Origin of the sequence: Paenibacillus canaveralius (genome assembly GCF_047238265.1) — a bacterium.
Taxonomy (GTDB): domain Bacteria; phylum Bacillota; class Bacilli; order Paenibacillales; family NBRC-103111; genus Paenibacillus_F.
Window position 1 is genome coordinate 5,746,291 of record NZ_JBDFMM010000001.1, and the last position, 22,253, is coordinate 5,768,543.

General features: G+C 48.7%; 17 protein-coding genes and 2 pseudogenes. 5 read left to right on the forward strand and 14 right to left on the reverse strand.

The window, feature by feature from the left end:
* Positions 1–110: 110 nt before the first annotated feature.
* Entirely contained in the window at positions 111–1,082 is a 972-nt protein-coding gene (locus ABC395_RS25915) for an iron-hydroxamate ABC transporter substrate-binding protein (RefSeq protein ID WP_413006584.1), read from the reverse strand.
* A 308-nt stretch (positions 1,083–1,390) separates the two neighbouring features.
* Here ABC395_RS25915 and ABC395_RS25920 point away from each other — a divergent pair, with 308 nt between their 5' ends.
* Entirely contained in the window at positions 1,391–2,461 is a 1,071-nt protein-coding gene (locus tag ABC395_RS25920; RefSeq protein ID WP_413006585.1) for an SDR family oxidoreductase, read from the forward strand.
* Between the two features lie 66 nt (positions 2,462–2,527).
* On the opposite strand, the gene ABC395_RS25925 is transcribed toward ABC395_RS25920, so the two are convergent.
* Together ABC395_RS25925 and ABC395_RS25930 are read right to left on the reverse strand one after the other, a co-directional pair.
* The gene (locus ABC395_RS25925; protein WP_413006586.1) at positions 2,528–2,899 is read right to left on the reverse strand and encodes a winged helix-turn-helix transcriptional regulator; all 372 of its coding nucleotides are present in this window, start codon (positions 2,897–2,899) and stop codon (positions 2,528–2,530) included.
* Positions 2,900–2,923: 24 nt separating this feature from the next.
* Positions 2,924–4,718, reverse strand: a pseudogene (locus tag ABC395_RS25930) (response regulator).
* Positions 4,719–5,014: 296 nt separating this feature from the next.
* Between ABC395_RS25930 and ABC395_RS25935 the strand changes: the two are divergent.
* Positions 5,015–7,171, forward strand: coding sequence for a serine hydrolase domain-containing protein (locus ABC395_RS25935; protein ID WP_413006587.1), 2,157 nt, complete (start codon positions 5,015–5,017; stop codon positions 7,169–7,171).
* Between the two features lie 59 nt (positions 7,172–7,230).
* Here the strand turns inward: ABC395_RS25935 and ABC395_RS25940 are convergent, their stop codons facing one another.
* The 3 genes from ABC395_RS25940 to ABC395_RS25950 form a co-directional block, all read right to left on the reverse strand.
* Complete coding sequence (locus ABC395_RS25940; protein ID WP_413006588.1) at positions 7,231–7,839, reverse strand: DUF4304 domain-containing protein; 609 nt, start codon at positions 7,837–7,839, stop codon at positions 7,231–7,233.
* 68 nt (positions 7,840–7,907) lie between these two features.
* On the reverse strand, positions 7,908–8,405 hold the full coding sequence (locus tag ABC395_RS25945; RefSeq protein ID WP_413006589.1) for an SMI1/KNR4 family protein: 498 nt from the start codon (positions 8,403–8,405) through the stop codon (positions 7,908–7,910).
* Between the two features lie 200 nt (positions 8,406–8,605).
* Complete coding sequence (locus tag ABC395_RS25950) at positions 8,606–9,049, reverse strand: cell wall hydrolase (protein ID WP_413006590.1); 444 nt, start codon at positions 9,047–9,049, stop codon at positions 8,606–8,608.
* 228 nt (positions 9,050–9,277) lie between these two features.
* Here ABC395_RS25950 and ABC395_RS25955 point away from each other — a divergent pair, with 228 nt between their 5' ends.
* From ABC395_RS25955 to ABC395_RS25965, 3 genes and pseudogenes are all read left to right on the forward strand, one after another.
* Positions 9,278–10,021, forward strand: coding sequence for a GntR family transcriptional regulator (locus ABC395_RS25955; RefSeq protein WP_413006591.1), 744 nt, complete (start codon positions 9,278–9,280; stop codon positions 10,019–10,021).
* 208 nt (positions 10,022–10,229) lie between these two features.
* Positions 10,230–10,946 (forward strand): purine-nucleoside phosphorylase, encoded by a 717-nt coding sequence (gene deoD, locus ABC395_RS25960; RefSeq protein WP_413006592.1) that lies wholly within the window; start codon positions 10,230–10,232, stop codon positions 10,944–10,946.
* Positions 10,947–10,976: 30 nt separating this feature from the next.
* Positions 10,977–12,315: pseudogene (locus ABC395_RS25965) on the forward strand (MFS transporter).
* Positions 12,316–12,436: 121 nt separating this feature from the next.
* Here the strand turns inward: ABC395_RS25965 and ABC395_RS25970 are convergent.
* The 8 genes from ABC395_RS25970 to ABC395_RS26005 all read right to left on the reverse strand — a co-directional run bounded on the left by ABC395_RS25970 (position 12,437) and on the right by ABC395_RS26005 (position 22,040).
* A complete protein-coding gene (locus ABC395_RS25970) occupies positions 12,437–12,895 on the reverse strand; it encodes an SMI1/KNR4 family protein (RefSeq protein WP_413006593.1) in 459 nt (152 codons plus the stop codon).
* A gap of 399 nt (positions 12,896–13,294) precedes the next feature.
* Positions 13,295–14,305 carry a hypothetical protein gene (locus ABC395_RS25975; protein ID WP_413006594.1) on the reverse strand — a complete coding sequence of 337 codons (1,011 nt, stop codon included), beginning with the start codon at positions 14,303–14,305 and terminating at the stop codon, positions 13,295–13,297.
* A 123-nt stretch (positions 14,306–14,428) separates the two neighbouring features.
* Entirely contained in the window at positions 14,429–15,001 is a 573-nt protein-coding gene (locus ABC395_RS25980) for a hypothetical protein (protein WP_413006595.1), read from the reverse strand.
* Positions 15,002–15,103: 102 nt separating this feature from the next.
* A complete protein-coding gene (locus tag ABC395_RS25985; protein ID WP_413006596.1) occupies positions 15,104–15,469 on the reverse strand; it encodes a hypothetical protein in 366 nt (121 codons plus the stop codon).
* Between the two features lie 278 nt (positions 15,470–15,747).
* On the reverse strand, positions 15,748–16,191 hold the full coding sequence (locus ABC395_RS25990; RefSeq protein WP_413006597.1) for a hypothetical protein: 444 nt from the start codon (positions 16,189–16,191) through the stop codon (positions 15,748–15,750).
* Between the two features lie 4 nt (positions 16,192–16,195).
* Positions 16,196–19,249, reverse strand: coding sequence for an AAA family ATPase (locus ABC395_RS25995; RefSeq protein ID WP_413006598.1), 3,054 nt, complete (start codon positions 19,247–19,249; stop codon positions 16,196–16,198).
* Positions 19,250–20,058: 809 nt separating this feature from the next.
* A complete protein-coding gene (locus tag ABC395_RS26000) occupies positions 20,059–20,715 on the reverse strand; it encodes a TetR family transcriptional regulator (RefSeq protein WP_413006599.1) in 657 nt (218 codons plus the stop codon).
* Positions 20,716–20,804: 89 nt separating this feature from the next.
* Complete coding sequence (locus ABC395_RS26005) at positions 20,805–22,040, reverse strand: FAD-dependent oxidoreductase (RefSeq protein ID WP_413006600.1); 1,236 nt, start codon at positions 22,038–22,040, stop codon at positions 20,805–20,807.
* Between the last annotated feature and the right edge of the window lie 213 nt (positions 22,041–22,253).

Consider the following 22,253-nt stretch of genomic DNA (forward strand, 5'->3'; position numbering starts at 1 on the left):
TTCTGGTTTCAACGGTACAAAATAAAAGGAATCCATGCGTTGTAATAACGCTGGATTCCTTGATAGCGGGGAGGAGAACCTCCGCTTCACTCTATGAATTATTTCTCCGTTTACTGGAGAAAAGCGGTTTTAAAAATGCCTAGCAAGTACTCAAGCGTCGTCGGATCGCTGTATGTGGACGATTCCGTGTCGATCTCGATGACATGCTTGTTTTTGACAGCGGGGATATTGTTCCAGGTCGCCGTCTTCATGAACGAATTATCACCCTTGGAGCTTCTGCTCAGAACAAGGAAATCACCGGCGTAATCACCGAGCACCTCAGATGATAGCGTATAATAACCGGGGCCCGTCGTTTCGGCTTTGACCTTCTCCGGCATGCCCAGTCCCATCGCCTGATACAGCACTTCGGTTCCCCGCGCCCATTTGTCGCCGAATACATAGAAGCTCTTCGAATCCGTCTCTATAACGGACACGGACACGTTGTCCCCGAACTTCGCCTTGATTGCCTTACCTGTCTCGGCAGCCCGCTGTTTGAAGCCGTCGATCCAAGTTTGGGTTTCCTGCTCCTTGTTAAGCAGCTTTCCGATTTCCAGCTGCTGGTTCAGGTAGTCCAGCTTCCCCCATGTGTACGCGACGGTTGGCGCGATCTCTTTGAGCATGTCTAAATTTTTGGTGTCGGTACCGGTGATAATAAGGTCCGGGTCCAACTCGATAATCTTTTCCAGATTGTCCGGCGATACGACCTTTACACCCGACAGCTTGCCGGTGAATAACGGGTTCTTGTTCGTCCATTCGTCAACACCCACCAGCGTACCGTTAAGCGATAGCACGTTCGGCGCATTCGTCAGTGCAACGATTCTCTTGGGATTGGCCGGAACCTGTACGGGACCGGACTCGGACTGATACGTCTTTGTACCGGCGTTCGATTTGGACGCCGTGTCGGAGTTCGCTGCGGTATTGGCCGCTTGACCCGGATTTGACGAGACGGAGCCCGCCTGATTGTCGTTAGCGGCTTTGTTTCCGCACGCGCTAATTACAAAGAGCACCAGCAGGAACAACGGAAGGAGGAGCCTTTTCTTCATGTTAATTTATCCCCTTATAATGATAATGATTATCAATCTCATAGGAGTTACTTTATCTTTTCTTTTTCCCCTTGTCAATAGAAAATGCTCTCGCGCACCATTCGATCTCTTTTGCCGCTGCTTATGATCGTGATGCGGTTTCATACTGTATGGGACCGATTTTCGGCTATCCCGTGCTGACCTGCGTGTTTTATTAGCCTCCAAGGGGCCCTACGTTACTTTCAAGTGCTTATGTGATTCCAAAGTGCGTACTTCTCAATCTCCCTCTCTCCTCTCATAATAGCCACTATAAGAAGGAGGAGAGCCCTATGAAACCAGAAACAGCCTTTTCACGTAAAACCGCTCTTGTCATTGGAGCTAACGGAGTAATCGGACGGAACCTCATCGAGCATTTAATGACGCTCCCCGAGTGGGATATTATCGGGGTTTCCCGACGCGGCGGAGAGGATACACCCCGGGTACGGTATGTGGCGGCTGATCTGCTAAATGAGGAGGATACCCGGGATAAGCTGGGCAACCTGACCGAAGTCACTCATATCTTCTACGCCGCTTATCAAGACCGCCCCACTTGGGCCGAACTGGTTCCGCCTAACCTCGCCATGCTTGTAAACACGGTTAATGCGGTCGAACCGATCGCCCCTAAACTGCAGCATATCAGTCTAATGCAGGGTTATAAGGTGTACGGGGCACATCTCGGCCCTTTTAAGACGCCTGCGCGGGAAACGGACGCCTATCATATGCCGCCGGAGTTCAACGTTGACCAGCAGCAATTCCTTGAGCGGCGGCAATCCGGCAGCAAGTGGACCTGGTCGGCCCTTCGCCCGTCGGTCGTATGCGGATTTGCCCTGGGCAATCCGATGAACCTCGCCATGGTTATCGCGATTTACGCATCCATGTCCAAAGAACTCGGTCTGCCGCTCCGCTTCCCAGGTAAGCCCGGTGCCTACCACAGCCTGCTGGAAATGACCGATGCCGGTCTGCTGGCCCGGGCGACTGTGTGGGCGGCAACCGATGAACGCTGCGCGAATCAGGCATTTAACATTACGAACGGAGACCTTTTCCGCTGGAATGAGCTGTGGCCGAAGATCGCGGCATTTTTCGGGCTGGAGACAGCGCCCCCCTTACCGATGTCTTTGGATGTCGTCATGGCGGACAAAGAAGCGTTGTGGAACACCATGGTGGAGAAATATGATTTGGCGGATAACAGCTTCCGGGACGTTTTTTCCTGGCGATTCGGGGATTTTGTATTCTCCTGGGATTACGACTTTTTTGCCGACGGCACCAAAGCGCGCCGTTTCGGCTTCCATGACTTCATCGATACGGAGAAAATGTTCATGGACATCTTTGAAGACTTCCGTAAGCGGAAAGTAATCCCGTAATTTAGGGATAAACGCAGAAAACCGGTTTCCCATATCCAGGAACCGGTTTTCGGTGCTTTTTCTATCTCATCTATCCGATTGCGGCGGTACGAATAATACCCTTCCCCTATCCCCGTACACCTTATCAATATGCGTATCGCCCCATCTGCACATGAGATGAAGGATATCCTTCAAGCCCCAGCCATAGTCGGTCAATTCATATTCGACTCTCGGCGGCACTTCGTTATAAGAAATACGGGACACTATTCCGTCCTCCACCAGTTCCTTTAACTGCTGGGTCAGCACCTTTTGCGTGACTGCAGGCATCAGGTGCATCAGTTCGCCATTGCGCTTTTTTCCGAACGTGAGATGAAACAGAATGACCGGCTTCCACTTGCCTCCGATCACTTCGAGAGTGGCCTCCACCGCAGTGTTGTAGGTTTTATCCGGTTCCTGCATAACCTTGGATCGCCTCCCCGCGTGTTATAAAATACTTTCCGATAGCGCCAACCCTACCGCTTCTTCACGTTTGTTGACCCCGAGACTTCGAGTAAAGAATCGAACAATAATTGCGGATCGTCCCCTCCGACAAACACATTTTGGCGGCGATTGACTTGTAGCGCAGTCCGTTGGCCAGATGCCGCAAAATCTCCATCTCGCGTTTCGTAAGCCCATAGGGGTAGTGCTCCGGACTGGAGCTGTACTTCTCCAACTGCTCACGCTGACGCTTCATCTCTTCGAATAATCGCGTGGCGATCGATTGATCGATCCATGTGCCTCCGTTAAAGATAACTTTCAGGGCTTCCTTCATCTCCCGCGGGTGAATCGACTTCAGCATATAGCCTTCCGCCCCGTGCTCCAGTGCGGTTGCCGCCGGTATGGAATCCTCAAACGTCGTCATAAGCACCACCTTCACGGCGGGCCAGCGTTGCTTGATCTCCAGTAAAGCTTCAAGCCCGTTCATTCCCTGCATCCGAATATCCATGAGCACGACATCCGGCTTCGATTGCTCACAGCCCCCTAATGCCGCATGACCGTCCCCGGCCGTACCCACGACAAGAAAATCCGCATGCTGATCAAAAATTCGCTTCAAGCTGTCGGTAACGATCTCCTGATCGTCGACAATCAGCAGGCGGATCATACCCTGAACAGGCTCCGTCTGCAGCGGAATGGTACATATAATCACGGTTCCTTGTTCTACTTGAGAATGGACGGTCAGTGTTCCGTGAAGCGGATCCAGCCGTTCCCGGATCCCATTCAACCCAAATCCGAAACGGATGCTTTCCGCCCCCATACCGTTATCTTCAATCTGCAGCCGGAGCTGCTGACTATCGAAATGCAGTTGAACGGATATTGCGCTCGCTTGACCGTGACGAACCGCATTGGTAAGAGACTCTTGCAAACAGCGATATAAACAAAAGTTTATTTCTTGCATCAGACGAATTTCACTGCCGATTACGCGAAAGCTGACCGCCACCCCGGTCGACTTCATAAATTCGTCCGTTAACTGCCGCAGCGACTCACCTGACGAAAGACCCGGCGAAACGGAAGAAAGCTGATGCAGATGCTTACGGATATCATCCAGACTGCGCTGCGCGACACGGACAAGCGAATCGATCCTCTCAATCTCTGAATCGGGCACGGACGATCTCAGCGATTCCACCCCGATGATCATCGAGGTTAACGTATGTCCGATCGTGTCATGAAGTTCATGTGACAACCGGTTGCGCTCCTCCATCAGTGTAAGTTCCTCAATCCGTGTAATATGCTGCTCCAGCAGTTGTTTCTGCTCTTGAATAATCCGGGCCTGCTTGTTCGACTGAATTAATACGTTAAACGCGAAGCCGATGGCAAAACCAAAGCAGCAGCTGAAGATAAACTCAAACGGGGAGCGATCGGCTATCCAGCCGTTGATGGCAGGAAAAATGATCCCGACCGGGAGGCCCGTCCATACGTACGTCCTCCGGTTGCTCCCCAAACCGATAATCATGACGAGTAAAGTGAAAGCCCAGAGCAGCCCCGGCGCCGCGAAGGCTAAATAAAGATGGAAGAAGCCCGCTCCGATGACTTCGGCCCCAAGATACCAGCTTTCTTTTCGATATTGGATGACTAACGGAAAGACATAAACCACGGAGGCCGGGATGACCACAATCCAGAACGGCATAACGAACAAGGACGGGTTGATAAATCCGGCACTTAGGATAATGACCAGCCAGAATGTACGTATCGCAAAAACGATCCAATCGTACCAGAACCACTTTTTGATAATGGACAACACCGATTATTGCACCCGCTTTATTTTATTGTGGCAAACCATTTCATGAATAGATCCAAATTCATCATGCCTCATGATTTCCCGCTTCGTCAAGAAAAGGAAGGATTGAACCATTAGCACCCGCCGGATGAGCATGTCACGTCGCACATTTGACAGTTTGTCATAACGAAAATGTGACACGTCTAAGTACGATGTCATCAAAAATCGGGCGGTTTTGCTGCTATCCGTTTTTACAGCGCTCCGGGTAAGGTGAGAACGTAGACCAACACACAACATCCAAATAACAGGAGCGATGCGAGATGAAATCATTTACTATTCAAAAGGGAATTGCCTTAACTTTGTCGGCGATAGTGGCAGGGACGCTAATCTTCCCTAGTTATGGAAGTGCCCGCACGACGGCTCAGACGCCGGTCCAGCAAGCTATCGATAAAGCCGCCAATACGAAGGACATTCCCGGCGTTATTGTTACCGTAAAGAAGGGTGACGCAAGCTGGTCGTATGCCGCCGGCGAAGCCAATATCGAGAAAAATCACAAAGTGGATGCCGATTCCGCTTTCCGGATCGGAAGCACAACGAAGACGTTTGTCGCCACGGTTGCCTTGCAGCTTGCCGGCGAGAAGAAAATCAGCCTCGACGATACGGTCGAGAAATGGCTGCCGGGTGTCGTGCAGGGCAACGGGCATGACGGCAATAAAGTGACGATCCGCCAGCTGCTGAATCATACGAGCGGAATTCCGGACTATTTGGATGGAGCGCTCAAGGATAGTTTGCTTTCGAACCCGAATCAAAACTTCACAGCCGAACAATTAATAGCCCGCTCTTTAGCGATGAAGCCGGTAACAGGCTTCCACTATTCGAACACGAACACAGCCCTTGTGGGGCTCATTATCAAGAAAGTCACCGGAGATACGTATGCCGAGCAGATCAAGAAACGAATTATTGAGCCGCTTAAGCTTAACGAAACATTTTTGCCCGGCAGCTCGGCAGATATCCCGAAAAAGAATGCCCGGGGCTACCTGAACACCGGAGACAAATTAGTGGATATTACTTGGCTTAATCCGTCTTTCACGAATGCCGCCGGGGAAATGATCTCGACCGGAGAAGATTTGACGACATTTTTCCGTGCCTTATTGAGCGGAAAGCTGTTGACACCGGAGATGAAGAAGGAAATGATGACCACGGTCGAGAGCCCGCTTGGGAATTACGGACTTGGCGTGCATGAAACTAAGCTGCCGGGTGGCGTCAGCGTATGGGGACATGGCGGCGGCATTCCCGGGTTCACTAACTTTGCAGGCGGAACGGCGGACGGCCAACATGTCATCTCGATCAATTTCAATGTGCTTGGCGGTGCGGAAACACATATCAACGATATTTTGACACCTGAATTCGCGGTAGAAACCAAGGGAGACCTGACGGAGGAGGAGAAGAAAAAAAAGCATCGCGATGAAGTCAAACTTGTCGTGGATCAAGTGGTAACCAACAAGAACATTCCGAGTGTAATGGCAGGCGGACTCAAAAATGGAGAACGCTGGTCATACGCCAAAGGTACAGCCAGCTTGGAAGTACCGCGCCCGGTCCGGCCTGACTTTTCATTCCGAATCGGAAGTATCACGAAAACATTCACCGCTACGGTCGTCTTGCAGTTGGCCGAAGAAAAGCAATTAAACCTGGATGACTCCGTCGAAAAATGGCTGCCGGGTGTCGTGCAAGGCAATGGATATGACGGCAACAAAATTACGATTCGCCAGTTACTGAACCATACGAGCGGACTTGCGAACTACACCGATTTGGATATGCGGGACATTACCCTGCCTCAAAATCCATTCCGCTACTATAGCGTGGATGAACTCATAAGCAAGTCACTTGCAAAGCCGCCTGTATTCGCGCCGGGAGAGGGCTGGAGCTATTCCAACATCAATACCGTGCTGGCCGGTCAAATTATCCGGAAGGTAACCGGGGATACGTATGCGGAGCAGATCAGAAAACGGATCATCGAACCGCTTGGGCTGAAGGGGACCTTCGTTACGGAAGCCAATACGCACATTCCCGGCAACCATGCCAGAGGATATAACATGGACCGGTCGGGCCATTTGTATGATATGACGGAAGTGAATCAATCCTGGGCGAATGCGGCCGGAGATATGGTTTCGACAGTCGATGATCTGACTACCTTTTTCAGTGCCCTTTTAGGCGGAAAGCTCCTTAATCAGGAGATGATGGACCAGATGCTCACAACAGTAGACAGCCCTATCGGCAAAGTCGGACTGGGCGTATATGAAGAGAAAACGCCGGACGGACAATCTTATTGGGGACATGCCGGAGGCACTTTCGGATTTGAGTCGAGAGCCGGAGGCCCTCTGGGCGGGGAGCATATCTTGGTGACGGTTATCAACGCGGTAGGTCCGGATGTTATCACGGGCAGGGACAAAATATTCAACAAGGAATTTAGCCGTTAATTTACATTCCGGCATCGCACCTTTTGTTCGAGGGCGATGCCGGTTTTTTACGTCCGGGCTTACAGCTTAACGAATTCCACTCCGTATTTATCGAAAATAGTTTTGTACTTGTTTTCGAATATAGTCCATCGGCTTTCCGTGCCGTATTTTTCATGCAAGGACTTCAAATAATGTTTGGCCGCTGCCGTATCGCCGGATTGCAGCAGCAGATGAAAGCTCTCTTCACCTAAATGCAGAAACGGACCCGCCATATAATAATCCGCAATGGATCTGGCACTCGTCATCGTCTCATAGAAATGAATAACTTCTTCCAATCCGCTTAACAGCGTTTTTCTTAAATCATCCATGTTCGTATCGGGAGTGATGGCGAATCGGTCCGGAACAGCCCGGGCAATTTCCCCGATTCTTGCTCTGAAGTGACACTCCGTTTCCTGAGGCCCCGTCAAAATTTGTTTCGATTGGATCTGCGCTAACTCCGCCGCGTAAATGCCACAGTTCACATAGAACATGACTTTCTCGGCCGCATTTCCGGAAGATTTTTGGAAATTGATTATGTAGATGAGGCCCTCTGTTGTTTTACTGAACGTTAAACTCTTTTTTGCGAAGCCATGCTTAGCAAGGAACGGCTTTACATCCTGCTTAATCAGATCTTTAAAGAGCTGCTGCAACTTGATTCCTCCTTAGCTGACTGCTATACAAGTGAAATGATAGTGACCCTTTAATATCCCTTTACGCATCACTGGAACCCTATTGAATTCGACATAATTAATGCTAAAAATTCTTCAAAAGTATTTGCTATTTTTTCAGCTTCCTCGAATTCAGGCTCACACCCGCGTACAATTGCACCTTTATCGTTTGTTACATCCATCGCATAGAAGGAATATCCCCCATCAACTGACATAACTATGGGCAAGTAACGATCCCACCACGTAGTTATTTCCGATTTCCAGTTACTATCATCCATGGCCGCTTCTAAACTGAGCAATTCAACTTCATTCCACTTAAAAGCACCATCCGAGCTATTGTTGAACTCATTCTCACAAATAAACCAAGTCTTCTCATCCGGTGTCACACATGTATCAACCACGCTTAAAAAATCCAAATATTCCTTGGGGATTTCTTTGTATCTAGTTATAATGCTGCTATCTAAATTTAACGGAGACCCGGATTTTTCGGTTATATCCCATCCGTTTTCTTTAGCCCAGCCAATAAACTCGCCGATTTTTTTAATCATAGTCATCACCTTCTAATCGTTTTTTCTAACCACTTCCTTTATCTTCTAATACCACACGCAGTTACAAGGAAGCAACATTAATAATTCCATCCTTTGTCGACTAACCCTTATTTCCCCTTTCATGTGACGACTTCCTTGGTGTGTACGAAAACTCAAAGAAGCCGCGATATACGCGGCATTAAATGAGCTAACCTATAAAATTAGAACGTGTTATAGATATTCTCACATTCTCCCGCGGTCGGTTCATAGAAACAGTGCTTCTTCCAGCGTCCTGCGAGCGGCTGATTATACCAAGTCGGCGGACAGGGTCCGGGATTTTCGAACGTTCCCGGACGGAAATACCACAGGGAGAATTTCCCCGGCCAATTCCGCTCTCCGTTCACAGCCCGCCGCGCCAGACGGCGTTCCCTGTCCCTGGCTTTTTGATAGTACAAACCGTGCTGCAAGGCTTCGAACGCATGCGCCTGGTTAATCATTTGAGGAATGGTCCGGATTCCTTTAAAATCGGAGCAATTCGCTCTGATCCGGTTAACGCCGACATTACCGACAAGGAGCATGCCCTTTTCTCCTTCGGTCTCAGCTTCGGCTCGAAGCAACCTTGCCAACATATCAATATCCTGGTCCCTGGCTTTTACGACTGCCATTCGGCTCACCTCTTTAGATTTCTAGACTCATCATATTGCGGGCGAAGCGGATGTGTTACTGTCACAGGCCATATAATAAAATGAACAAGCGCGATTTCACATCACAGCCGCCTTTTTCGCGCGGGTTAAGAGTCAACCTTCTGGCCGTAAGACCGGCCCAAACTCAAGATTACAGGTGTGATATAATAGGCTCTAACGGATGAATTTAGAGAATAGGTGTGTGGACCGATGGAAATAAAGCCGGAACATCTGCCCAAAGCAAAAAAACCGCTGTACCTTACCGTATACGATGAACTTTTCAAAAAAATAATGAGCGGTGTGTTCCCCTCCGACAGTCAATTGCCTACCGAACCTGAACTTGCCAAAATGTTCGACGTAAGCAGAATGACGTTAAGACAAGCATTAGCTCTCTTGCAGGATGACGGGCTGGTGAAGAGTATTCATGGGAAAGGAAACTTTGTTACTCCATCCCGGATGGTGCAGAGAAATGACGGGTTGGACAAAATCGGAAATCCCATTTATAAGTGCCATACGGAGGACATTGACCATGTCGACATCCGGTTCAGACTCGATTTGGAAAGTGACTACACCAAAGAGGTCCTGAAAAGGAAGGCCACGGCTGTAGTAGCCGTTGAGCGCTGGTATAAGAGCAAAGGACAGGCGGTGGCTTACGGTTTTACCTTTATGGCAATTGAGGCCGTAACCGAATTGAACCTGGACCTCCAAAATGAAGATCAGCTGCTGGACATGCTGGAGAATAAGGTATATGAGTTGGCTAACACCGCAACGGTGGAGGTCAAACATTCCACGGTGATGAATACCCCCTCACAAAAATTTGAATTTGATGCCGGCGAGGGGTGTGACTTGCTGCTGGAAAGCCTATATATAAATGAGCAGTACCCTATTGTGTACAATAAATATTATATTCCTAAAGAATTTAGCCGGATTGTGATCAACGCTTCAAGGAAATAGGACGTTTAGAACGGACAGGGCAGTGGTTTCTCCATAATGGAGAGATCACTGCCCTTTTGCATAGAAGCCCCCCTTAAGGGATAGATGATCAGATATTATCCAGAAAAAATAAGTTGATTAAGGAACACGATATATGGTACTTTATATGTGTACAAATTAGACAACTTAATATACAACTATACCATTTTGTAAAAAAAGGAGATTTAACATGAGTACATCCCCTAAAGAAACGCCGCATATTCAACCTAATGGAGCAGAGATCGCCGAGACGATTCTATTACCGGGCGATCCCTTAAGAGCGAAGTTTATTGCCGAGAATTTTTTGGAAAATGTCGTCCAGTTCAACGAAGTCCGCGGTATGCTGGGCTACACGGGAACTTTCAAGGGCAGAAAAATATCCGTGATGGGAACCGGAATGGGAACTCCAAGCATGAGCCTGTATTCGTGGGAGCTGATTCATGTATTCGGTGTTAAAAATCTCATCCGAATCGGTTCCGCCGGGGCGATTCAAGATCATTTGAACCTGTATGACATTGTTTTCGCGATGGGTTCTGCAACCGATTCCAATTATGGTCACCAGTACAATCTTCCCGGTCACTATTCGATTACGGCCTCATTCGAGCTGTTGGAAAAAGCCAAGAAAATAGCGGATGCACAGGGGCAGAAGGTTCATGTAGGCAATGTGCTCTCCAGTGACATTTTCTATAATGCGGACCCGACGGCACTGAAGAAATGGAGTGAAATGGGCATTCTATGTGCCGAGATGGAATCTGCCGGCCTGTATATGAACGCGGCCCATGCGGGCGTTAACGCACTGTGCATCTTGACGATCAGCGATCACATTTTCAGACATGAATCCACGACGCCTGAAGAAAGACAGACCGCCTTCACTAAAATGATGGAAATTGCACTGGAACTTGCTTAATCATTCCATCCCAAGAAAGGAATGTGGCTAATGGCTGCAATAACTGAACAGACACCGCAAACTACCCCATCCTTTCAGGCAAAAAGGGCCGTACCTGTCATTCTGCTCTTTTTCGTTTTTGCCTTAATTATCGATAACTCATTCAAGCTGGTTTCGGTAGCAATTGCTGAGGATCTCGGAATCTCGGCAGCGGCGGTCAGACTGGCAAGCCTCATTGGCGGGACTTGTGATCGGAATCGGCGCTGTCATCTATGCCTCCTTGGCCGACACGATCAGTATCAGAAAGCTGCTGAGTGCAGGCATTATCTTAATCTGCATCGGCTCTGTTATCGGTTTTATTTTTCAGCACTCTTATCTGCTCGTTGTTATTGCCCGTATGATCCAGACGGCGGGCCTGGCCGCGGCTGAAACTTTATATGTGATCTATGTAACGAAACACCTGCCCAAAGGGGAGCAGAAAAAGTTCCTGGGACTCAGCACAAGCAGCTATTCGCTTTCTCTTGTTATCGGTTCCATTACGGGGGGTTACGTGTCCACCTATTTAAATTGGTCCACGTTATTCTTAATCCCGCTGCTGTCCTTAATCCTGCTTCCCTTCATTCTTAAATATTTGCCGAAGGAACAATCCCGGAAGAGTCATGTGGATTTTATCGGACTGCTTCTAATATCCGCCATTACGACTTCCGTCATGATGTATTTAACGGATTTCAACTGGATTTTTATTGCGATCTTCATAGCGGCAGCCGGACTATTTCTTGGCTATATCAGCAAGAGTAAGAAGTCGTTCATCGGGATTTCCTTTTTCCAGAATAAACGGTTTGCCGCGGTTCTTGCCATCGCCTTTGTGATCTATTCCGTTCAACTGGGCTACATCTTTATTTTCCCGTTCCTGCTTCAAAAGATGTACAATCTCCAGCTCGACACGATCTCGCTGCTGCTGATACCAGGTTATGTAACGGCGGTACTGGTCGGTTCGCTGTCCGGAAAAATAGCCAAAGTATTGACCAATAAGCAGGCGGTTTCCATCGCTATGATCGTCATCGTATGCAGCCTGGCTTTGCCCGGCCTTATCGGAGGCTCGGTTCTTGTATATGTTCTCTCCATGCTGCTGTTCTCGGGATCCTTCGCATTCATGTACGCGCCTATGCTGGATTCATGTATCCGCTCCATCCCTGTGGAAAGATCCGGAACAGCCATCGGATTCTACAACCTGGTGTTGAATGTGGCCGTTTCCATAGGCATCACCTATACCGCGTCTCTAATGGATGTCGTATCTTTCGGAACAGTGCTATGGATCCTTTGTGCGATTACCTTGTTCGCTCTATTGATGTATTGGGTGCTTGTAGGCCGGCTCACCGAGTCCAAATAAGTAAAGCTGCTCTAGCTTAAAAAGTCAAAACACCTCCTTTTGGGAGGTGTTTTGGGCGTTTGAGGTGCGGCTGCTCTCAAAATCCAGCGCGGCAGCGTGCGCCTGCTCGTCATCTTTTCATCTAAGAACGCTCGTCAATCAGCCGTTCCAGAAATTCCGCAAACGTTGACGCATACTTGTCTATAAAATCATTCATGAGATCATAACACATGACCGGAAATTCTCCCTGCTCATCCCTAATGGACGTATCAAAAAAATAAAGCTCGTCGCTATCCGGCACGAACAAGTCCAGTCTGTGGGGAAACCGGCTTACCCACCATTCTTCGGCTTTATTCAGTCTATGTATGTAAAGAAGGCCGCCGTCATAGTCCTCTCTGTATTCCGGAGCAACAATCGTTAGAATATTCCCGCCACTTAACCGCGCATTACCGTAATGAACCAGCCACCAGCGGTAAGACGGCGGCAGGCGGAATCCTAATTCCTCCTCGGCTTCCGCAATCCAGCTCTCTTCCGCACCACGGCCGGGAAACCATTTTAGAGCGGAAGTCGTTTTCAGTTTTTCTGCCAAACGCTCATACATAAGTTCGGTCCTCTCTTCCTATACGAATCATTTGCCCCTTTTATACGCATTAGCCACTTGGACTAGGTACCAGACAGCCACACCCGCAAGGGCAGCAAGCACAAGATTTATGCAGCCGAACACGATCAGCGATTTCGCTTGGCCGGGGCCGGTCCGAAAAGCGGCCGCGAACTGGAAGACGGCGGGGAGCAGAAACGCCAGCCAAGAGACCGTTATAAGCTTTTCTGTTCTGAAGCTCCACCATACCGCCGAACATGAGGCAACGAGCAATATCCAGGTACAGGCAAAATTTAACGCAACCATGATTTCGGCCCCCATCTTCCTTAGTTATACTTAAGTCCGCTTAACCGGAGAGTACAGGGATTCCGGAGAAACGAAGCGGCCGCCAAGACTAACCCTTTAATGAAAACCCATTTTTGATAAAGATTGTTGTATTTCCCGGTCTGCTTTACTTTTGAAAGTTGTAAACTCCACTGAAGATAAGGAATTCGGAAGTTTCTGATTGATAAAGGAATCAAAATCGACTGCCGTTTTTAAAAGGCGAAGCTTGTGCAGCACAGGCAGTCGCTCCAATCCCGTCAAGCGAGACAAGCCTTTACAATTCCGGATAGACAGCTCCTCCAGTGCCTTCATTTCCTGGTCAAAGCTGATTTCTTGCAGCTGGATCTGATCCTCAATAACCAGCCTATTCAGCGCTTGAAAGGCCGTAATATTGGTCAGGTCATGAAAACCGCGGACTCTAGAGATCTCCAGATTCTCGATTTCATTCTCTTCAATTTCCTGAATATGCTCCCGGCCTCCAAGCAAAATGCGAAGGTGCTTCAGCTTCTTCAACCGGTTAATAAAATGTAACGGCAGTTTGCCGATCGAATGCAGCGCGAGATAATTCAAATCCTCCAGATAACCGATGGCATCCAGGTTTTTAACCTTGCCCCCTACATGCAGCTCTTCCAGACAAGAGAATTCTTTAAAATATTGCAGGTTAAGGGTCTTTTTATCGGAGATAACATTTAAAATTTTAAGAGAGCGCAGCGTATCCATCCCGAGAATTTCCGAATTCTCCAGCTCGTATATCTCCAAGCTTAAACTGGATAGATTATCCAGCTTGGCCAATGCTTCTGTGTTATGTGCCTGAACGAGACTATTAAGCTGCAGCATTTTGACATGAGGAATCCGCAAGAGAGTATGGCAATCGAAAGACAGAGAATAGTGGGCGTAGAAACGTACTCCGAAATCCTCATCCCAGCGCGCGCAAAGCTCATCCACTTCTTCCAGGATGGAGCCATAAAAATCCGGGTGAGAGAACTGGACAATTACTTGGTTGCCGCTGCGCAAGTCCTGCTCGATCTGAACCCGGTCCAGCGAAGCAGGATTATTGATCAGAATCCTTCTTTTCCATATCTTACGCATTCATAAACCCTCCCAGTTGCCATCGATCACAAATTCCTATTTGCTGAAAATCCACCATTTGCTCAAATCGTGAATCGCATCATGGCTTATACGCACAGACGGCTTTTGTCGCTTCAGAGCATCTTAAAATTCATGTTTCTCAAATTGTTCTCTGAGAGTTTCTTCGTGCGGTATCCACTCCGAATCACTCCATAAGGACACTCCCACGAGTTCGGACAGCTTATCTACGGCTTGGGCCGGACTCGTAATGCTAATTAAGTCGTCAAAATCTTCATTAGAGATATCCAACGCTTTCCGCAGGTAGTCATCATTAATGCGCTCTTCTTGCAGATGTTCATATTCTTCCCTCGTCCACTGTTCGCAAAAGATTCTTTCGGCTCCTATCTCTCCATTCTCGAAAATCGACAGCTCGAATATTTCCTCATTCATGTAGGAGGCGGTCATTACCGGCCCTTCGATAAGCTGGGACAACGCTTTGCCGGCCTTCTTCACCGTCCCCCATACAAAATAGTCGTGGAGCACGCTGATCCAGTTCTCGTTGCTTTTGCTTATATACATGACCTCTTTGGTAGCTTGAGCCTCATTATTCCGCTTGCCTAAAACATGGCCATGCGCTTTGCTCAGCTCTCCTAGTGCTTCGACAGTCTTCTCAAGGCTTCGCGACTTGATATGCAAATTTGCGAATGATCTTCCCACGTGATAGCCTCCTCGAATGGCTTTTTTACTTAACATGGTGCTTATTAACCTTTAAATCAGGTTTATGTTTGTCTCTTATTTCCATTATGGTTAGCGCTTTCCCTACTGCCCGGTTATCGTATAGACGTTAGAGGAGCCTACCGGCGCCGCATTGAAATAAGCGTTATTCTGAACGGCTCCGGGGAACTTAACCCCGTATGTAATCCCGCCTCCGCCGTCCTTGACACCTGTAATTTCAACCACACTTGGAATCGGAATATCAAGCGCCACCGGGCTGTGCATGATAGTTATGTTCGATTGAAGAATATTGCCGTCTACCTTCACCGTAACGACATCACCGTCTTCCGCGGCGAAATCCCAGATCAGCATGCGGCCTGTCGTCGTATTTTTCTTCATCTCAATGTTGAAATCCCTGGCTTCGAGTCCCGCCGAATCGTCGGCCGCGACCAGTTGGATACCCGCCTTCATCCCTTTACCGATCCCATTCGATTGAACATCTTTTATACTGCCGTTTGGACCCTGGAAATACATGAACATCCCAAACGTGATAAGCGCCGTAATTCCGATCCAGAATCGTTGCTTATTTCCTTTTTTTCCGTTAGAAGATGACTTGCGATTGTCTGACGCCCCTGTAAATTCCTTAGGGACATCCTCATTTTCCGTTTGCCGAAGCTCATATGGGTCGGGCTCGTTTGACTTCGGTCTTTGCTCATCTTGTCGGTGATCTGTCAATTTCCTTCTCCTCACTATTCCTTATATCGATTTGTCCGCCGAACAACCGGATATTTCCAGTACAGCAGAGACATGCATAATCGGATAGCCGTAATCGCAAGCAGCAGAAGCATAATGGCCCATCCTTTGGAATAAAGCCCCTCGTCCGCCCATTTGTTGAGAATGATAACTCCTACCGATAGAGCGAAGCTGGTATAAATGAGCATTTGCAAGGCTGGAAGCAAGATCGTAATTTTACGATAGGGGATACCTAAAAATTTGACCCTCATGGTCAAATAAATAAAAAAAGCGAAAAGGCTTAGTACGATCACACTGCCACCAGCGACCGGAACCTCGTTTACCAGAATATTATTTAGATCGGCATATATCATGAAAGGCATGAGAAACGTAAGGAAAATGACCCCGATCATGAGAGGATGAAAAAATAAGAGAGCAAGCAGCCATTTCAGGACATTCATTCCATCACCCCGTCTTTCCTTGAAAGTCTTCAGGCATCAATGCGGACAATTCCTCGGCTGTGGCATCGGCCTTCATGCTCATACGCAAGGCGTGGCCTCGAATCGCCTTCTCGACCAAATTGCGAACAAGCCGTCCATTGCCTGCGGTCCTATCTCCTTCATAGGTCTCCAAAATGGAGAGCAGCGCGGCTTCCGCTTCTGGGACGATCACATACCCTTGCGCCTTTACCAGGAGACGGGCAATTCGCAGCATTTCTCCGGCTGTATAGTCGGGGAAAGTAATCATATTGGGAAACCTGGAGCGGAGCCCCGCATTGCGGTTCAAGAAACGCTCCATGTCTTCGTCGTAGCCGGCCAATATCACGATGAGCCTGTCCCGGTAATCGTCCATGGCCTTGACGAGCGTATCGATCGCTTCTTGTCCGAATTGATCCCCTTCCGCCAGAGCGTAAGCCTCATCCACAAACAGGATTCCGCCCAGAGCGCGCTCGATAACTTCTTTCGTCTTGAGCGCGGTTTGCCCCACATAACCGGCAACCAGGCCGGAACGATCGGTCTCTACCAGCGTATCGGTCTTGGTCACGCCAAGTTCTTTAAATCGCTGGGCCAAAATACGGGCAATGGTCGTTTTGCCGGTTCCCGGGTTTCCTTTGAACACCATATGAAGAGCTTGAGCGGAAGCCTTGGGCAGCCCCAACTCTTCACGGCGCTTGGCTACCTCAATTTGAGCCGATAGGCTTCTCACAAATTCCTTAACGGAGGACAGACCGACAACGTCGTCGAGCGCTCCAAGCGCATTCGCCTGCTTTTTCGCAAGGTCTGCAGGTGCCGACAGCCCAAAATCCTCCACAGTCAGCTCATTTAACCGATCCGCCGCAATATCGGGGTGATCGGCCAATCGCTCCGCTTGCTTGCGTATCGCTCCCTCCAGCGTATTACGGACGAGCCGGCCGTTGCCTCCGTCCTTTCTGCCCGGGATTTGCTTCCCGTTAAAATAGGATTCGAGCAAACCCGCCACATCCGGGGCTAAGGCAAAACCGCGAGCCTTTACCATAATCGAAGCGATTTGCTGCATTTCCTCCGCCGTATAATCGGGAAACTCGATTTGCAGCGGGAAGCGCGAGGAAAGACCCGGGTTGACTTGAACAAACCGCTGCATATCTTCCGTGTAACCCGCCAAAATGACAACCAAATTGTCCTTATGAAGCTCGATAAGACGAACCAGTGCATCGATCGCTTCCTTACCGAAGCCCCCGCCCTGCACGCCATCCTGCGCAAGCGCATAGGCTTCGTCGATGAAGAGCACGCCGCCAAGAGCAGATTCGACAACCAGCTTGGTCTTGCTGGCCGTCTGGCCGACATACTCCGCTACCAGATCGGATCGGTCCACCTCAACGAGGTGTCCTTTTTTCAAATAGCCCATGGACCGGAGCATCCCTGCCACCAGCCGCGCCATCGTTGTCTTGCCGGTACCGGGATTCCCCGAAAAAATCATGTTGAGAGTCTGACCGGTATCGACATGAATCCCGGCTTCCTTCCGCCTTCGATCAACAATAAGCTGTTTCTCTAACGTTCGGACGAATAGTTTGACTTTCTCCAATCCGACAATTCCGGCGAGCTCATTCTCGATATTAAAGGCTTCCTTCTCCCCGATCCCGAAGTCTGCCCCGGTCAATACTTGCAAGTCTGCATCTGCCCCTGACATCAGACCTCTGAGCCGAGTCGCCTGCTTACGGACAGCCTCTTCGAACAAATTGCGGACAAGCCGGCCGTTGCCGCTGTCGTTGCGGCCGGGGATTTGCTTTTGATCGAACAACTCGATTAAACCCTCGTAAGCGTCGGTTTCTATCCGGAAACCGTTTTTGCTCGCCATCTGAATCATAATGTCCAGCATATCTGCCGCCTTGTAATCCGGGAATTCCACGATGAATGGAAATCTGGAGCGCAAACCCGGATTCGACCGCAGAAAAGTCTCCATCTCCTGGGTATACCCTGCCAGCACGACAACAAGCTGATCCCGGTGGTCCTCCATTGCCTTGACAATCGTGTCGATCGCTTCGATGCCGAACGTATCGTGGTCGTGACGGGCGAGCGTGTAGGCCTCGTCGATGAACAATACGCCTCCCAAGGCCTCATTGACCTGTGCTATCGTTTTCGGAGCAGTAGAGCCCACATACTGTCCGACAAGATCCTGTCTTGTCACTTCGATCAATTGACCTTGCGGCAGTAACCCGAGCGCCTTCAGAATGCGGCCGATCAAGCGGGCGACCGTCGTTTTGCCGGTTCCCGGATTCCCGGTAAACACCATGTGAAGCGACATCGCCACAGAGCTTTCACCTTCCCTGGCCCTCAGTTGGTTAACCTGTACCGTCTCCATCAGCTCATAGACGAACTTTTTAACAGGTTCCAGACCCGTTAGCGCGTTTAATTCCTCCAAAACATCGTCAATCGACTCCTGACGAACGAAAGATACGGCTTTGATCGGAACTTCAAACGAATTCGACGCCACAACAAAAGAACTGTTCTTGAAATGGATTCGTACACTCTCATTGCCACGAATCTCATTACGGGCCCGCAGACCAGACAATATAGGGGTGAGCTCCTTATCAATCCAGTGCTGCACAGCCTCGCCGAACGTTTTATTGGCTGCGGCTATATCGGCCAGCGCCCCATACGTGGAAGGATGGACGGCAATCTTTGTATGCATATCCCTTGACAGATCTTCTATCGCTTTCCCGATTAAGATCTCGGCGATCTGCTTCATCGTCTCCCGCTCTATCGGTGAGGATATTGCCGATGCAAGGACGGTTTGTAAGATAGACACGGGGAGATGCTTTGCCAGCACGGCCGGAACTTGCCCATATTCGCTTTCTCTCTCTGCATGTTCATCGATATAGAAGATGATGAAATAATCGGCGGCGCTTATGCGAACCCCTTCTTTGGTTCGAAAACTGCCTTCCCCGGCAAGCTTGGCGACTAGGCTGATAAAAGCCGGGTCAGCCCCTTTGATCCCCTGAAATAACACCGTGCCCTCGGAATGCTGGAAAGCCTCCGCCATATCACTGATAAAATTTCCCGATAGCTCATCGGCCTCATAACGCTGTAAATCAATTTCAGAAAGATGTGGCCCGGACGTTAGTCCGCGTGCATATATCTCCCGAACCAGCCATTCCAAAGCTGTTTTTTTGCCTGTTCCCGGGGCCCCGGCCAGCAAGATCACATTTCTTGGCTTATTATTTTGCCGCCCATTCATATATCCCTGCTTATATCCTGCAACCAAATCGTCGACGAACAACGGCTGTCCGATTACATTACTATTAACGTTCTTTCCTGCTTCCCGGAACAATTGGTCCAATTGCTTGGGAGATAAATCACTCTGCGCGTCATTCCGGCCTTCTCCATGTGACGCACGGGCTGGGGTCTGAGTGGGGCGGGAAGTCGATGAAGTAACGTTCCGTCCCGCTGCGGTCTGCCCGGAATAAGTCGGACCCGTACTCGCTCTCGAGCCTCTATGATATGGTTGCGTCGGCTGAGCTTGTCTCGTTGGAGCTGGAGGGGCTTCTTTTTTATCGAAAAATCCTTCTTCCCGAATCAGTTCAACAAGCTGATACTCAGGAAAAAGAAATTTGAGCGCTTTCAACATACTTCTTCGGTTGATTCTCATACTTCCCGTTACCCCCTGCGGCCTATTACTCATACTTTTTTCCTATATTATACTATGCCTCCGTTACTTTTGCTTTCAATCTATGGAATATGTATGTAATAAATCCAGTTTAATAGAACATCAAAAGCCTGCCACTGGGCAGGCTTCCATGCACCCAAGTTGGTGCCTTCTTGTAACCGTTGCTTTCATCCGGGGCAGCCTTTTTAATTGGCCGTCACCCTCTTCTCTATTCCATCAAGCAATAAATCGGTGCCGGAGTAAAACAATTCATCCGATCCAATCAACTTAAACAAATCCGCATCATGCATACGACCCAGCAGCTCAAATTGAGACAGATCTACATGATTTCCCTCGCTATTCTCCTCGTCTAACGTAACGGCTAACATACGCTGCTCATATTCATCCATCACGTAATTAATTACAAAGTTAAACAAGTGGGAGGTATAGGAAAATTTTTGTTCGTTTGTCAGAGGAGTCGGTTCTATCATCTTCAAAAGAGACTCGAACATGTGTAGATAATCCGCCTCAGGCCTCGTCTTCATCAGAATTTGACCGGAGCAAGGGAACTGCTGAAGCTTGCGACGAATAACGGTTGCGCTTAACTGTAACATTTCCCTCCAGTCTCCGTTCTTAGGAAGATCAATGATGATCTCTCTGGAGACCAAATTGGCCAACGTCTGAAAAAGCGCTTGTTTGTTTTTGAAGTACCAATAAATTGTGGGAGCCTGGACATGCAACTCTTTGGCAAGATTTCTCATTGTGAAATTCTCGATTCCTTGCTGTTCGAGAAGCTTCCATGAGGCGGCAATAATTTTTTCTTCACTTATATGAGGTCTGCGAGTGGGTGTATTCATCTGCATCTGCAACTCCAATTCCAAATTACTTATATGATCTATTATATCCTAATTGGTTTGGAGCTTGGTTATCCCCATCTGATCCATCTTACATTCTAATCCTCAAGAACCATGTCCTCTTCAGGTAACGGCTTCTGGTTGAACATGCCTGCCCCTCCTTGTGCGGAGAGCCGGACATCCCTCATCCCCCGTTCAATCGCATTCACTTCATAATCCCGCAGGGCTGCCAGTAGCTCTTTCTCCCCATTCTTAACGTTAATTAGTTCTTTAGTTAGCTCACATGCATCATAGAGTGCCGCATTTCCCCCAACCCCCACCGGCGTCATTGGATGAAGAGCATCCCCTAAAAGCACCAAAGAGGTGGTTTCTTTCCAAGGCTTGTAAGGCAGAACATTACGGAGATGATAGGCCGCAGTCTTCTCCGGGTCGGCTAATTCCAGCATGCGCTGAATTTGCGGGTGCCAATGCTTGGTTCTTTCATGAGCAAAAGACAGAAGAGCAGGACCATCCATTTCAAAAAGCTGCTCGTCAGGGATACCGAACCATTCAGCCGAGCCTGCAAATACCGTATACAGATAATCCTGTTGGGGTGTAATTTTTACATGAAGGGACAAAGATTCAGGTAATTTTTCAAGATGCGGATTAAAAATCATGTCCTCGAGGAGGAGAGTTACAGGCGCATCTCCTTTTGGCTTTTTCACGCCTCTCATGCCCAATCCGGTAATCAAGTTCAATTCCTTCCGAATTTCATCATCCAAGGGCACCTTGGTATAGATTACTCTTGCTCCTGTATCAAAGATTTTTACACCCGGCTTGTACTGACGGCGAACCTTGGAAGCTCCCCCGTCGGCGCCTACCAGGACATCCGCGTCAACATGTTGTCCGTTATCAAACCATGCTCTTAAACGCCCATCTTTCAGCGTTTCGTAATGGGTAAAGCGATATCCGAAGCTGATTTTGCCCCCTAGTTCGCCGAGCAGCACCTCTCTAAACGTAAACCGGTTCACCGAAGGTTCGATTTCAACCGGCGTACCCTCAGCCGCCTGTTTCGCTTTTACCGTTTCCAGGGTGAATGCATCCAAAAAATCGGGACGTGTCGGACTTAAAACAGATGTTGCAGTATAAAGGTCGTAAAGACGGTCAGGAAGACAAAAACGCAGCGCCTTTGTTCCGTTTTTATTTAATTTGATCCGATAACCGGTTTGGACAAAATGGTCTGCTTGCTCACGTTCATAAACATGAAAGTCAATTTGATTCCTCTTCAAACCCTGCGCTAACGCAAGACCGCCAAGTCCGCCGCCGATGATTGCCACTGATAATTTGTTGTTCAATGATTCAACCCCCCTCTAACTTAGTTAGATTTATCTTACAACGTTATACTAACTTGAAGAATCGCTGCTGTCAATGCGTTCCATATCAGGAAAAGAAAAAACTTTCGACATAGCACAAATAAGTCCCTCTCGAATATTTTTCGACAGGGACTTCACATGTATTCTTAGACCACCCGTAGTTTAAACCCGACTCGTTCCCGGATTAACTATAGA